The following is a 15,155-nucleotide window of genomic DNA, read 5'->3' on the forward strand; positions in this document are numbered from 1 at the left end:
GGTAATTTTTTAAAATTATTTTCTAATCATAAATAATGTCTTTTACTTCAATTTTTTTGTTTTTTACAAAGTCGTATAAAGTAAGTCTTCTTAATATGTAATAGTCGTTCCAGAATTTTTCTAATGAATTTAAATACGATAGAACAGATCTGTCTTGCTCTTGTAATGCGATATTTAAGTCGGTTATGGTTATCTTACCTAAAATAAATCTCTTTTTGGCTATTTCATATCTTTTTAAAGCAATTTCTTGTGCCTTTTTAGTAGTTTCTAAAAAGTTTCGTTGATTTTGCCAGTTTAAAACGTGTAAATAAATTTCTTGCTCAAATTCTTGCTGTTCTATTTTAATATTTGTATTAACTAAATCTTTATTAGCTTCTACTAATTTTCTTCTAGACTTAGATACACCCCAGTCTAAAATTGGCATACCAATAGATAAAACAACACTCTGTTGTTGGTTAAAGTTGTCGAATAAAGTATTAAATTGATTTCCTTGTTGAGAAATACCAAAATTTGCTCTTAAACTCATACTTAGTTTATTGTTCCCTTTTACTTCTGCAACGTCTTGTTCTGCTTGCAGTCTTCTTCTTCTAAATTCTATAACAGCTTTTCGGTTAGTTTTAGCCTCTTCTAAAGCTTTTTCTACTGTTACAGTAAAAGTTGATAACTCTTTTGGAGTAGATAATAAAATATTTTCTGTATCTAATACTAAGTATCTTGATAAATTTTGTGAAGCTCTTTTTAGATTAATTTCATTGGTAATTACTTCATTTTCTGAGTTTAAAACAGATAATTCTATTTGTAATAAATCATTTTCTGCTATTTTACCCATTTTAAATCTACCTTTAGAAATTTGGAATAAAGTATCTTGATTAGAGAGGTTAGATTTGGCAATTTTAGCCTGTATTTGAGACTTTAATAAAGCAAAATATCTTCTACTTGTATTTAAAGAAATTTGTTCCATACGCTCTATAAATTCTCTTTTAGCTTCTTCATAAAGAAGTGGTTCTATTTTCTTTTGCCATTTAAAAGGATTATAGAGTAAAGAATTTTGATTATAATTTAAAGAAAAAGGGATTACTGCAAAACCTGTAGATTCACTTGGCTCAAACCTATCTATTCTTTCTAGCTGAGAACTAACAGATATAGTACCACCAGTTAAAGCTATATTTTGATTTAAAGAGATACTTCCATCAAATCTTATTTGATTAGATCTTCTAAAATCATCAGAACCATCATCTAAAACTATTCTATTCACAGAATTTCTATATTGTGGTAAGGTTGCTTGTAAACGTAATTGTGGTAAAAAACCTGCTTTATAATTTCTATAACGCCAATAACTTGCTTGATTTTGATTTATTAAAGCCTTGTATTCTGGCGATTTTTCTTGAGCAATCGCTATTGCTTGTTTTAAGGTGATTTGTTGCTGACTAAATACTTGAATTGATAGAAAGCAAAAAAATGTAATTATAATATTTTTCATAGTTTATTCGTGTCTAATAGCTTCAATTGGGCTTTTGTTTGCGGCTGATCTTGCAGGTGCAATTCCGAATATTAAACCAATTAAGGTGGCCACAAAAAAGGATAATAAGATGGAACTAAGTGATAAAATAGTTTCGATACCTGTAGTTACTTCTAAAATATAGGAGGCCAAAACGCCCAAAGCAATACCTATAATACCACCACCAATACTTACTAATACAGATTCTGTTAAAAATTGTAGAATAACATCTTCTTGTGTAGCGCCAATGGCTCTAATAATACCAATTTCTTTCGTTCTTTCTAAAACTGAGGCTAACATAATATTCATAATACCAATCCCCCCAATTAAAAGAGAAATACCAGCAATAATACTTAGTACAATATTAAAAATTTGCTTTGTTTTTTGTTGTTGTTTTAAAAGTTGAATAGGTATTGATATTTCAAAATCTAACATTCCATTATGTCTTCTTTTTAACATTCTACTTAAAACATCTGCAGTTGCATTTAGTTGATTAGAGTTTTCTACCTGTACTACTAATTTGTCCAACTGATGATAGTTACCTCTAGGAATTCTCTTTTTAGGCCCTTGTTGACCACCACTACTAATAAACACACCACCACTAGAAATTTCTATAGTTTTATCTGATATTATCTTTCTGTCTTTATATCTTACCAAAAAAGTTTGTAGAGGTATATAAACATCTTGGTTCATGTCTCTAATACCTAGGTTTTCTTGTGCAGTATCTGAAATAAATTTCTCTTCAATAACACCAATAACTTGTAGCCAAACATCTTTAACTTTTATTCTTTTTCCTATAGCACTTTCTCCTGTAAATAATTTTTTTTCTATTTTTTTTCCAATAATACAAACAGGTAATGCATTTTCTGATTGTGCTGAAGAAAAGTTTTTGCCACTTTCAATATCTATGTTAGAGGTTTTAAAATAGTTGTTAGAAACGCCAATTAATTTTACAGGATTTTGTCTTCCTTTTTTTATCACATAGGTTTCTAAAACAATTTCTGGACTTACTGTTTTTATAGAAGGGATGGTTTTTTGAATACTTTTTACATCCAATAAATCTAAACCTTTAGAAAAACGTTTAGATTCTGTTGTGCCATCATCTGAATCTTCTTCATTGCCATCATCTTTTTCATCTGGTATTGGTGTTATAACAATATTGTTTACACCTACCAATTCTAATTGTGCTAAAATTTCTTTTTCTGCACCATTACCAATGGCTAGCATTGTAATTACAGCTGCAACCCCAAAAATAATACCTAAAGAAGTTAGTAAAGTTCTTACTTTGTTTGATGCAATAACACGCACAGCTTCAGTAAAGTTAGACTTTAGCTTTTCTATATAAATTTTATCGAACATAGAAATGCTAGTTTAATTTTACTATTGCGCTTTTGTCTAATCCTTCTGGTTTGTTTAAGTACACTTCGTCGTTTTCAGATAAGCCTTCTTTTATAATTACAGAATCGTTGTTAGAATCTCCTATTTTAACTTGTTTTTTATTGATAGAAAAACCAGACTTTTTAAATACATAAGTAATAGAATCTTGTGTAAAAACAGCTTCTAAAGGAACGCTTAAAACATCTTTTCTTTCGAAAGTTAATATTTTGTTAGAGGTTGTCATACCAGGTCTAATACTTTTATCTATTTCCTTTAGTTTAATTAAAACCTGAAAAACTTTAATATCAGAACCTCTTTTCTTTTCGCCAACATTTGCTACATCTGTAACAACACCTTCTAATTCTACATCAGGAAAAGCATCAAAACCTACTTTTACAGGTAAACCTTCTTCCACTTTTCTAATATCTACTTCATTTGCGTAGGTTTTAGATTCCATTTTGGTTAAATCTGGTAAGGTTGCAATAGATGGTTGCCAAGGGCTGATTGTAGAACCAACTTTTTTCTTAGTACCATCCCAGTTTTTATCGTAAGTAATCATACCATTACCATCAGAATAAATGGTAAAAGATTCTAATAACTTTAAAAGATCGTCTAATTCTTTTCTAATTTTAGAAACTTTAGTACCAACTTCAACCATTTTAGCGTTAGCTTGTCTCTTTTTTATTTTATAGTTTTCTTGTTTTTCTCTAAAATCTCTCTCTAATTTTTCTTGTTTATTCTCTAGACCTTTAATAGTTGCTGGTGGCTCATAAATAGATTGTTTTAGTTCTAGTTTGGTTTCTTCCATACTAAAACGTAAATCTTTTACAGCGTTTCTTTCTTGTTTTAAGGTAAGTGTAGTGTCTAACTGTTGTTGTGTAAATTTAGATTCTTCAGCTTCTAAGTTTAGTCTTGCATCTAAAATCAATTCATTTACTCCAGATGGATCTAACTTTCCAACATAGTCTCCTTTTTTTACAATAGTTCCTTCTGGCACTAAATCTTGAATTTTAATATCTCTTAGTCTAAACTTTCTTAAGTTTGGTGGTCCTGTAATTTTTTTAAGACTGGTAGATTGTACTTCTCCAGAAGTTACTACTTCACTTATAAAATTCCCTTTTCTTACTTTAGAAGTAAGGTATACTTTATCGTCTGAAGAAGGAGAAAAATAACTGTATACTAAGTAAGAAATCACTAAAAAAGCTACTGTGATTATTGCAATTCTTTTTTTGCTCATTTTTTTGGGTTGATTATTAAAAACCAAAGCTAAAAAAAAATGAGAGCCAAAAGGCTCTCATTATGTTAATATCTTTATAATTTTACAATTATAGATTACTTAGTGTATTGTTAAAGCTAGCATTAGGTCTCATAGCATTATTTGCAAGGGTTTCATTTGGCATGTAATACCCCTCAATATCTACACGATTCCCTTGAATTTCATTTAACTGAGCTATAATTGTAGCTTCGTTTTCTTGTAATTGTTTATACACTGCTGTAAACTCTTCTTTTAATGCTGTGTTTTTAGTCTGATTTGCCAAGGCTTCTGCCCAGTAAAGCGCTAAATAAAAATGACTTCCTCTATTGTCTAACTCGCCCGCTTTTCTAGATGGAGATTTTTTATTGTCTAAAAATTTATCAGTAGCATCATCTAAAGTCTCTGCTAAAACCAACGCTTTTTCATTATTGTTTGAAGTTCCTAAGTGTTCCAAAGAAACTGCTAATGCTAAAAATTCACCTAAAGAATCCCATCGTAAATGGTTTTCTTCCATAAACTGCTCTACGTGTTTTGGAGCAGAACCACCAGCACCTGTTTCAAACAATCCGCCACCATTCATTAATGGCACAATAGATAGCATTTTTGCAGAAGTACCCAATTCTAAAATAGGAAATAAATCTGTTAAATAATCACGCAATACATTTCCAGAAACAGAAATCGTATCTTCTCCTTTCTTAATTCTCTCTAAAGTAAAATGTGTTGCTTCTATTGGCGATAAAACCCTAATATCTAAACCACTAGTGTCGTGGTTTGGTAAATATTTATTTACTTTTTTAATAATTTCTGCATCATGAGCTCTGTTTTTATCTAACCAAAAAACAGCAGGTGTTTTAGAAGCTCTTGCTCTTGTTACTGCTAATTTTATCCAGTCTTGAATTGGAGCGTCTTTTGCTTGACACATTCTCCAAATATCACCAGCCTCAACTGTATGTTCTAATAATGTGTTACCATCTGCATCTACAACAAATACTTTTCCATTTGCTTCAATTTCAAAAGTTTTGTCATGAGAACCATATTCTTCAGCTTTTTGAGCCATAAGCCCAACATTTGGTACAGTACCCATAGTTGTAGGATCAAAAGCGCCATGCTTTTTACAAAAATCGATGGTTGCTGTATAAATACCAGCATAAGAACTGTCTGGAATAATGGCTTTGGTGTCTTGTAATTTCCCTTCTTTGTTCCACATTTGGCCAGAAGTTCTAATCATAGCAGGCATTGAAGCATCTATAATTACATCAGATGGTACGTGTAAGTTGGTAATTCCTTTATCTGAATTTACCATAGCCACAGCAGGTCTCTTTTTATAAATATCTGCAATATCTAATAGTATTTCTGCTCTTTTTTCTTCTGATAATTCTTCTAGATTTCTTAATAAATTACCAAAACCGTTATTTACATCCACACCAATTTTATCAAATGTTTGTTGATGTTTATCAAATAACTCTTTAAAGAAAACACGCACTGCATGCCCAAAAATAATTGGGTCAGAAACTTTCATCATGGTTGCTTTCATGTGTAATGATAACAAAACACCTTGTTCTTTAGCGTCATTGATTTCAGTTTCTAAGAAGTTTAATAGTGCCTTTCTGCTCATTACAGTAGCATCTATTATTTCTCCTTCTAATAGGTTTACAGTTTCTTTTAAAACAGTTTTTGCACCATTTTCTGCAATGTGTTGTATGCTTATAGAGGTTGCATTATCTAGTGTTACAGATTTTTCATTATTTGCAAAATCTCCTTCAGACATTGTTGCTACATGAGTTTTAGAATCTGCAGACCATGCACCCATAGAGTGTGGATTTTTACGAGCGTAATTTTTAACTGCTTTTGGTGCTCTTCTGTCAGAGTTACCTTCTCTTAAAACTGGGTTTACTGCAGAACCTTTTACTTTATTAAAAATGGCTAACACTGCTTTTTCTTCAGCAGTTTTTGCTTCTTCTGGGTAATCTGGAATTGCAAAACCTAAAGCTTGTAATTCTTTAACAGCTGCACTTATTTGTGGTACAGATGCACTAATATTTGGTAACTTTATAATATTAGCTTCTGGGTTTTTGGCCAGTTCACCCAATTGAGCAAGTGCATCTTCTACTTTTTGATCTTCGTTTAAATACTCAGAAAAATTCGCTAAAATTCTACCTGCTAAAGAAATATCTTTCACTTCTATTTCTATATTAGAAGATTTTGTAAATGCTTTTACAATGGGTAGAAAAGAACGTGTAGCCAAAGCTGGAGCTTCGTCTGTTTTTGTATATACTATTTTAGCTATTTTACTCATGAAACTATGTTTTTGTAGTTGTACTTATAGAAAATCTTCCAACAAAAAATATGTTTTTTTTTGAAAGCGAGCAAATTTAAGAAATTAAGTTGAAATTTTAATTGGTAATATGTTATTAATTAGTATGTTTTATTAAAGTATTTGTAATTTTTGAAATCGATTTCGTGAAAGTTAAAAATAAAAGCCATATTAAACAATTTCTTGCTATAATATGGCTTTTTTTGAAATAAATTAAAATCATTTAATTTTTTTTTTTACGAAAAAAATAAGCTAATTTATTTCAAATTTTAAAACACTTTATTTTAAAAAAGCATTCTACTTTTTTAAAACTTTATTTGTGTTTCTGTTATTTATCTAAATGTAAAAAGAAAACTTTTTTAGGGCTATACATCTCTTTAAACTTAGACAAACAATATTCTAAAGAACATTCTTTAAATATTTACATACCGTTTTTAGTTTATAAAACTAACAAAGCTTAATAAATACTTACGTAAATATATTTTTTTATTTGTATTCCGTATAATTTTTAACCAATTAATAATCAACACATTACTAACAAGGGTTGTTAACTTTTGTTCATAAAAAAAAGCGTTGTAAATTTTACAACGCTTTTTTGTTTCTGTATTAAATGAAGTATTATCTTCTTTTTTCGGTAATTCTAGCTTTTTTACCAGTAAGACCTCTAAAGTAAAAGATACGAGCTCTACGTACTTTACCTCTTTTGTTAACTTCAATTTTTTGGATAGAAGGTAAGTTTACAGGAAAGATTCTTTCTACACCTACAGTACCAGACATTTTTCTGATAGTAAATGTTTCTGAAGCTCCATTTCCTCTTCTCTGAATAACAACACCTCTAAAAAACTGAGTACGCGTTTTGTTTCCTTCTTTAATTTCGTAATAAACAGTGATTGTATCACCAGCAGCAAATTCTGCAAATTCTTTTTTTGTTACAAACTCGTCTTGAACAAATTTTACTAAAGATTCCATATCTTTTAATTTAATTGATTTTGTAAAGCAACATTCACGATTTCTTCGTCAGAGGTTAATTTAGCGGTTGCAAAAGTAATAATTATTTTTTTGTTGATACAAATTATTTTAATTATTTTTTAGGTTGATAGTCAGTACAATAGAAAACCCAAAATTTACGAACCTCTTTGTTATTAATTTTAATAATAATAGGGGCTAATTCTGTTACGTTTTTAAAATATGTTTTCAATAATGGATTTACTTCTCCTAATTTATCTTTGTTTTTAAATCTTTTATCAGAATCTATAAATAGGGCGTTTTTTCCTTCTAAATTAGATAAGTTATCACCTAAATAATCGAAATGTAAAGCAGGTAAACCAATAATGTTTTGTGCATAAACTTTATCATCAATAAAAAAGTTTAAACAGGCAGATGTTTTGTAATTATCGTTAGAAAAAATAAATGTATTTGGATACTCTTGTTGTAAGCTTCTTGTTTCTTCTGCCAATTCTTTCCATCCAACCCAAGTATCATCACTTTTAATAGGAACTAAGTAAAACAAAATTTGTAGTGCAAAAACTACATGAAAAACAATTGAAAATATCAACTGAATTTTTAATTGCTTTTTAGTGATAAACATGGCTGCAATAATGATTCCTGTAATGTACGAAGGCATCATCCAATTTAATTTTACCCAATAAATAGGAGTAAGGCTAAAGAAACCTACAAAGGTTGGCACAAAAAAGGCAAATAGAAATAATGTTTTAGATTGTGGTAATTTGAATTTTACCAAGGTTCTTTTGATATATTTAAAGGTAAAAGTGATAAATAGCAAAAATAAAACGGGTAATAATAAAAATAGTTGATGCCCAATAGCTCCAAAAAAGTAACTGGGTGATATTTTAAATTCTGAGATAGAATTGGTTCTTTCTGAGGATTGAAAAGCAAAAGAGGCAAACTCATTTTGATAGTTCCAATACCAAACAGGAAAAGTAACTCCTACAGAAATTATGATTGAAAACCACAACCAAGGAGAAAGTAATAATTTTCTGTATTGGTTTGAAAATACAAGGAAACCCAATAAACCAATTTGTAATAAAAGCGCTGTGTATTTACTATTAAATGCGAATCCCATGGCTAAACCCGCAAAAATCCAATACCACTTTTGTTGTTCAAAAATGGCCTTGTATAAACAGATTAAACTTAATGTCCAGAATAAAAGTAAGGGTACATCTGGTGTAGAGTTGAATGATAAAATAGAAACACAAATAGTAGAAGCTATTAAAATAAAAGCTCTTTGTAATTTTTGTTTTGATAAAAAATAAGAAGCTAGTTTGTAAAAACTTAAAATGGTTAATGAGGTTACTACAAAATCTGTCAATTTTACCACAAAAATAGATTGCCCAAATATCTCTGAAAATATACGCAGCAAATAGCCAATCATTCCTGGATGATCAAAATACGATAAAGATAAATTTTGCCCATACAAATAATAGTAAGCATCTTGTGGCATTAAGCCCATAAATGGGAGTAATATCAACCTAAAAAATTGAAAACCTAAAACCCAAGAAATGGCTTTGTTGTTTTTTATGAATGAAACGAATTTACTCATCTAATAAATCGGGTCTTATTTGTTTCGTTCTTTCATAGGCTTTTTCTGATCGCCAATCATCAATTTTTGGAAAATTACCAGATAATAATATTTCTGGCACTTTAGTACCTTCAAAATTTGCAGGTCTTGTATAAACGGGAGGAGATAATAAATTGTCTTGAAAAGAGTCTGTTAGGGCAGATTGTTCATCGCCAATAACACCGGGAATTAAACGTACAACAGCGTCTACTAAAACAGCTGCTGCTAATTCGCCACCTGTTAAAACATAATCTCCAATAGAAATTTCTTTTGTAATGTAAAGGTCTCTAATGCGTTGGTCTACACCTTTGTAATGTCCAGTTAGAATTAAAATATTTTCTTTTAAAGAAAGGGTGTTTGCAGTAGTTTGATTCAGTGTTTTTGCATCTGGAGTCATATAAATAATTTCATCATAAACTCTTTCTGCTTGTAGTTTTTTGATGCAATTAGATATGGGTTCTATCATTAAAACCATCCCTGCACCGCCACCAAATTGTGTGTCGTCTATTTGTTTGTAGTTACCTAAACCATATTCGCGTAAATCGTGAATTATAATTTCTGCCAAACCTTTTTCTTTGGCGCGTTTTATAATGGAATGGTTAAAAGGGCTTTCTAATAAAGCTGGTGCTACTGAAATAATATCTATTCGCATTTTGCAAATGTAGTATTTTTAAAGAATTGCTACTTGCTAAATTATGTTTACTTTTTAAGAGTTGTTTTTTTACTCTTCTATACTTACATGAAACAAAGCTTCACCTTTATTTACTATAGGAGTTTTATTGGTGCAAAAAATATACCCATTATGTGGTGCTCTAATCCTTTTTTTAAACTCACCAAAAGGATCTTGTATAATGCCTAAAACTTCGTGTTTTTTTACAAAACTGCCATTTTTTGCTATTATTTTAAACATTCCAGAATGAGAAGAACGCAGCCATTTTGCTTTAGAAACAATAATAGGCTTCTCTCTTACAGTGATTTCTCCATCAATTAAACCCAAATGTATCAATACATTTTTAGTACCATTTACACCTTCGTTAATAACAGTTGGATTGAGTTCTTTTGATTTTCCACCTTCAAAAAGTAAAATAGTTTTACTCATTTTATTGCAAGTATATCGTAAAGATTTTGCAATATTATTAGAATACACAATAGTGGGTGGATTAAATACTTTAGCTAATTCTAAAGCTTTTTTATCTGTTTCTACACAACGTATTTGCGAGATGTTATCTCTTTCTCCACCACCTGTATGAAAATCGATAATATAATCTACAAAGGGAGCAATTTTTTGAGTAAATTGATAGGCAAATTGGCTGGCCAAAGAACCAGTTGCAGAGCCAGGAAACATTCTGTTTAAATCTCTACCATCAGGAAATTCTCTTGTTTGAATTAAATAGCCAAAAATATTAAAAACAGGAATACAAATAATGGTTCCGTTTTTAGGTTTGTTAATGTCTTGACTAATTATTTCTCTAATAATACCCACACCATTGGTTTCATCTCCATGAATACCTGCAAGCAAAAGTACTACAGGCCCAGGGTTAGATGAACGCTCTATAATTACAGGAACATTTACTGTGGTTCTTGTATGTAATTTGGCAACTTTTAAGTCTAAAACTGTACGTTCTCCTTTAGGAATTTCGTTTCCTAATAAAAAGAATGGTTTATTCGACATGAATTTCTAAGTATCTTATAATTTCTTTAGCTATGTTTTTCTTTGTAGCAATTTCTATTCCTTCTAAACCTGGTGATGAATTTACTTCTAAAACCAAAGGGCCTTTAGAAGATTGTAACATATCTACACCAGCAATACCCAAACCTAATGCTTTGGTTGCTTTTAATGCTGTTTTTTCTTCTTCGTCTGTTAACTCTATAACTGTTGCATTTCCTCCTCTGTGCAAGTTAGATCTAAATTCGCCTTCTTTACCTTGTCGCTTGATAGCACCCACAACTTTACCATCAATGACAAAGGCTCTAATATCTGCACCACCAGCCTCTTTTATAAATTCTTGTGCAATTACTCTGGCGCCTAAACCATTAAAAGCTTCTAAAACAGAAGTAGCTGCATTTTTAGTTTCTGCTAAGACAACGCCCAACCCTTGTGTACCCTCTAATAATTTTAAAACTAAAGGTGCACCACCAACAGATTTTACAACATGCTCTACATCTTTTGTATAATTGGTAAAAACGGTTTTTGGCAGACCTACACCTGCTCTTGCTAAAATTTGTAAACTACTTAATTTGTCTCTAGATCTGGTTAGCGCCATAGAAGAAACAGAGGTAAACACTTTCATCATTTCAAACTGACGTATAACAGCTGTACCATAGAAAGTAACAGAGGCGCCAATTCTTGGAATAATGGCGTCTATGCCAGTTAAATATTCTCCTTTATAATATATTTTTGGAGATTTTTTTTCTATTTCGATATTGCATTTTAAATGATCTACCACCATTACTTCATGTCCACGTTTTTCTGCAGCCTCAACTAATCTTTTTGTGGAATAAAGTTTAGGATTTCTAGATAAAATTACAATTCTCATTTATTTTTATATTTTAATTTGTGCGATAAATTTTTCTTTGCAGTGTCAATCACAAATTTTTTATTCAAAAATTTACGTCCTAGTAATATAGGGAATTTCATGTCTTTACGTTCACTAAGTGTTAAATAGATGGGAAAAGTTTGATTAAAAATTGTGATTTTTGTGTGAATTCTAAATCTTGTTTCTTTTATACCATTAGAACTTTTTACAATTTTAGATGTATAATCATCAGATGTAAACTCTTTGTTATTGTATAAAGGATGCTCTTTATCTAACAACGTAAACTTTATGATAGTTTTATTGTTTTTTATAATTTCTTTGATATTAGCACAATGAATAGAAGAGGTGTAAGCGCCAGAATCTACTTTAATATCTATGTCTTCTAAATAAAATTCTGGAAAATCTGCTTTGTCTTCTCTGCCGATAGTTAATTTCATTCTTGCGATTTAATGTTTGTAAATTTATAAAGACTTGTTTAAATCACTTGTTAATTATTTATAAATTTTCAATAGCTGCTTCTGCACAACGTTCTCCATCCATGGCAGCAGAAACAATACCTCCTGCGTAGCCACCACCTTCTCCACAAGGATATAAACCTTTAATTTCTACATGCTCTAAATTTTCTTTTCTAGGGATGTTTACTGGAGATGAGGTTCTGGATTCTACACCCACAATATTAGCTTCGTTGGTAAAATAACCCTGCATTTTTTTTCCAAATTCAGGAAAGCCTTTACGTAATCTACTACCAATAATTCTTGGTAAAAGAGAGTGTAGTGGAGCCGATTTTAATCCTGGTTGATAAGAGCATTCGTTTAAGTTTGTAGATAATTTACCATCCACAAAATCTACCAATTTTTGTGCTGGTGCTGTTTGTGTTCTACCCCCTGCAAAAAAAGCAATTCTTTCTAAATCTTTTTGAAATTCTAAACCTTTTAAAGCACCAAATTTTTCATACTTCTTAAAATCTCTATCAATATCTAACTCTACAACAATACCAGAGTTTGCAAATTTATTATTTCTTCTAGATGGAGACATTCCATTTACCACAACTTCGCCTTCTGCAGTTGCTGCAGGTACAATAAAACCACCAGGACACATACAAAAAGAGTACACACCTCTATTATTTACTTGTTGCACCAAACTATAGGCTGCTGCTGGTAACAATTCGTCTCTTTCTCCAGAACAATGGTATTGAATTTGGTCTATAATTTCTTGTGGATGTTCTACACGAACGCCCATTGCAAAAGACTTTGCTTTAATTTTTATTTCTTTTTTATACAATAATTCGTAAATATCTCTTGCAGAATGACCTGTGGCTAAAATTACCGAATTTACAGTCATTTCTGAGCCATTTTCTAGCTGAATGGCTTTTAACGTATTATTTTTTATTATAAAATCTACGACTTTGGTTTCAAAATGAATTTCGCCACCAAATTGTAAAATGGTTTCTCTAATATTCTGGATAATTTTAGGCAATTTATTGGTACCAATATGAGGATGTGCGTCTACTAAAATTTGTTCAGTTGCTCCATGAAAAACTAAGTTTTCAAAAATCCTTCTTACATCACCGCGTTTTAAACTTCGGGTGTATAATTTTCCATCAGAATACGTTCCTGCACCACCTTCGCCAAAACAATAGTTAGAATTTTCGTTTACAACATGATCTTGATTGATCGCTTTTAAATCTCTACGTCTGTCTCGTACATTTTTACCACGTTCTAAAACAATGGGTTTGTAACCTAATTCTATACAGCGTAAAGCAGCATACATGCCTGCAGGACCAAAACCAATAATATGAATTTCTTTAGCGTTAGAAACATCTTTATACTCAAAAATATAATCAGATTTTTCTGGTACAGCTTCGTTTATATATACGGCTACTTTATAATTAAAAATGATGTCTTTTTTACGAGCATCTATAGATTTACGTAAAACTTTTATAGCTGTAACTTCTGTTTTATCAACTTTTAGTTGCTTAGAGGCTTTGTATAATAGAATATTTTCTTTACACTCTTCTATTAAATTTACACGAAGTTGAATTTCTTTAACCATGCCACAAAAGTAGGTAATTTAAAGAAGATTATTTGAGAGAATTTTTGTCATTTTTTGGGGAGATTTTTTAAAATAAGAGGAATGTGATATCGTTTTAAAAACTTAAATTTGGTATTAACTTGGTTATAGGTTTTTAAATTTAGATACAAACTAAATCAACCTTGCTTGTATCATTCTATCATTACCAAACAAATCTTTTTTTAGCTCGATATTTGTAAACTCTTTTTCTTTGAGCATTGTAACAGTTTCGTTGCTTAAATATTGATTGATTTCAAAAAATAACAGCCCGTTTTTAGTAAGATGACTTTTTGCTAAATCAGCTATTTTTTTATAAAAAATAAGTGGATTTTCATTATCTACAAACAAAGCCAAATGGGGTTCGTTGTTTAAAACATTATTTTTTATTTCTACTTTTTCTAATTCTCTAACATAAGGTGGGTTAGAAACAATAATATCGTATTTGTTATTAGAATGAGTTTTCGATTGTGCTGAAACAGATAATTTATTAAGATTTTCTGCTTGTAAAATATCTAACTCAAAAAAATCAATAGTAACGTTGTTTAGACTAGCATTTTGTTTTGCTATTTTTAAAGCATTTGAAGAAACATCAATAGCAGAAATAGTTTCGTTTTTTAGGTTTTTTGCCAATGAAATTGGTATACAACCAGTTCCTGTACCAATATCTAAGATAGAAAGTGATTCCTTTTGTATCTTGATTCTTAATTCTTGAATCTCTTTTAAAATCCACTCAACCAATTCTTCTGTTTCTGGTCTTGGTATTAACGTATTTTTATCTACCAAAAATGGTAAACCGTAAAATGCTGTTTTTCCTAAAATATATTGTATCGGTTCTTCTTTTTTTAATCTAGAAATGATGTTTTTTAAATTATTTAAAATTTCATTTTCTATTATAAAATCAGGTTTTAAAACCGTATCAATTCTTTGGAGGCCTAAAAGTTCCTCAATCAGGATAAAAAAAAACGAATCTATCTCTGTTTGTGGATAAATTTCTGAGAGTTTATCAGAAAAATAAAGTTTAAATTTTTTTAATGTCATATTTCTTTTAGCATCCACACATTACAAGAATAATGGCAGGTGTTTCCCAAAGGTTTTTCTAAATTGGTAAAACCATTTTTAGTGTACAGTTTTACTGCATCTTTCATATAAGGTAAGGTTTCTAAATAACAACTTTCAAAACCAAATTCTTTTGCTTTTTCTAAACATTTAGAAATTAGTTTTGTGCCCAAACCTTTGCCTCTTGCAATGGGTAAAAAATACATTTTTTGTAATTCGCAAACATTGCCATCAAAATTATCTAACTGAGCAATTCCTGCACCACCAACCACATTTCCTTTATGTTCTAAAACATAATAAACTGCTTTTTCTTTTTCATAGGTTTCAAACATTTTATCTGTGGCTTCATCTTCATAAGCAGTGCCCACTTTTGGTGCGCCCATTTCTAAAATTACATTTCTAATAACCTTTGCTAGTGCTTTATTATCTTTGGTTTTTATTTCTCTTATGATAAAATCTTCATATATCAT

The 15,155-nt window shown here is 30.2% G+C and carries 13 protein-coding genes; all 13 read right to left on the reverse strand.

What is annotated here, in order from left to right:
* Nucleotides 1-22: 22 nt before the first annotated feature.
* Nucleotides 23-1,480, reverse strand: a complete 1,458-nt coding sequence (locus AC2D6T_RS11345) for a TolC family protein (RefSeq protein ID WP_484681571.1) — start codon at nucleotides 1,478-1,480, stop codon at nucleotides 23-25.
* 3 nt (nucleotides 1,481-1,483) lie between these two features.
* Entirely contained in the window at nucleotides 1,484-2,857 is a 1,374-nt protein-coding gene (locus tag AC2D6T_RS11350) for an ABC transporter permease (protein WP_298948843.1), read from the reverse strand.
* Between the two features lie 7 nt (nucleotides 2,858-2,864).
* Entirely contained in the window at nucleotides 2,865-4,112 is a 1,248-nt protein-coding gene (locus AC2D6T_RS11355) for an efflux RND transporter periplasmic adaptor subunit (protein WP_484681572.1), read from the reverse strand.
* 88 nt (nucleotides 4,113-4,200) lie between these two features.
* The gene (locus AC2D6T_RS11360) at nucleotides 4,201-6,426 is read right to left on the reverse strand and encodes an NADP-dependent isocitrate dehydrogenase (protein ID WP_484681573.1); all 2,226 of its coding nucleotides are present in this window, start codon (nucleotides 6,424-6,426) and stop codon (nucleotides 4,201-4,203) included.
* Nucleotides 6,427-7,062: 636 nt separating this feature from the next.
* Nucleotides 7,063-7,413, reverse strand: a complete 351-nt coding sequence (rplS, locus tag AC2D6T_RS11365; RefSeq protein WP_298948848.1) for a 50S ribosomal protein L19 — start codon at nucleotides 7,411-7,413, stop codon at nucleotides 7,063-7,065.
* A gap of 112 nt (nucleotides 7,414-7,525) precedes the next feature.
* Nucleotides 7,526-9,004 carry a glycosyltransferase family 39 protein gene (locus tag AC2D6T_RS11370; RefSeq protein WP_484681574.1) on the reverse strand — a complete coding sequence of 493 codons (1,479 nt, stop codon included), beginning with the start codon at nucleotides 9,002-9,004 and terminating at the stop codon, nucleotides 7,526-7,528.
* Nucleotides 8,997-9,674 carry a tRNA (guanosine(37)-N1)-methyltransferase TrmD gene (gene trmD, locus AC2D6T_RS11375; protein ID WP_438989695.1) on the reverse strand — a complete coding sequence of 226 codons (678 nt, stop codon included), beginning with the start codon at nucleotides 9,672-9,674 and terminating at the stop codon, nucleotides 8,997-8,999. The genes AC2D6T_RS11370 and trmD overlap by 8 nt, the downstream gene beginning before the upstream one ends.
* A 69-nt stretch (nucleotides 9,675-9,743) precedes the next feature.
* On the reverse strand, nucleotides 9,744-10,694 hold the full coding sequence (locus AC2D6T_RS11380; protein WP_438989696.1) for a succinylglutamate desuccinylase/aspartoacylase family protein: 951 nt from the start codon (nucleotides 10,692-10,694) through the stop codon (nucleotides 9,744-9,746).
* On the reverse strand, nucleotides 10,684-11,559 hold the full coding sequence (gene rimK, locus AC2D6T_RS11385) for a 30S ribosomal protein S6--L-glutamate ligase (RefSeq protein WP_298948856.1): 876 nt from the start codon (nucleotides 11,557-11,559) through the stop codon (nucleotides 10,684-10,686). Before rimK ends, AC2D6T_RS11380 begins: the two co-directional genes overlap by 11 nt.
* The gene (locus tag AC2D6T_RS11390) at nucleotides 11,556-11,996 is read right to left on the reverse strand and encodes an ATP-dependent zinc protease family protein (protein ID WP_298948858.1); all 441 of its coding nucleotides are present in this window, start codon (nucleotides 11,994-11,996) and stop codon (nucleotides 11,556-11,558) included. Before AC2D6T_RS11390 ends, rimK begins: the two co-directional genes overlap by 4 nt.
* Nucleotides 11,997-12,054: 58 nt before the next feature.
* Nucleotides 12,055-13,611, reverse strand: a complete 1,557-nt coding sequence (locus AC2D6T_RS11395) for an NAD(P)/FAD-dependent oxidoreductase (protein WP_484681575.1) — start codon at nucleotides 13,609-13,611, stop codon at nucleotides 12,055-12,057.
* A 150-nt stretch (nucleotides 13,612-13,761) separates the two neighbouring features.
* Nucleotides 13,762-14,667: a peptide chain release factor N(5)-glutamine methyltransferase gene (gene prmC / locus AC2D6T_RS11400; RefSeq protein WP_484681576.1), complete on the reverse strand. Its 906-nt coding sequence runs from the start codon at nucleotides 14,665-14,667 to the stop codon at nucleotides 13,762-13,764.
* Nucleotides 14,664-15,155: a GNAT family N-acetyltransferase gene (locus AC2D6T_RS11405; protein ID WP_484681577.1), complete on the reverse strand. Its 492-nt coding sequence runs from the start codon at nucleotides 15,153-15,155 to the stop codon at nucleotides 14,664-14,666. Before AC2D6T_RS11405 ends, prmC begins: the two co-directional genes overlap by 4 nt.

This window comes from Polaribacter sp. YIW18 (assembly GCF_057219325.1).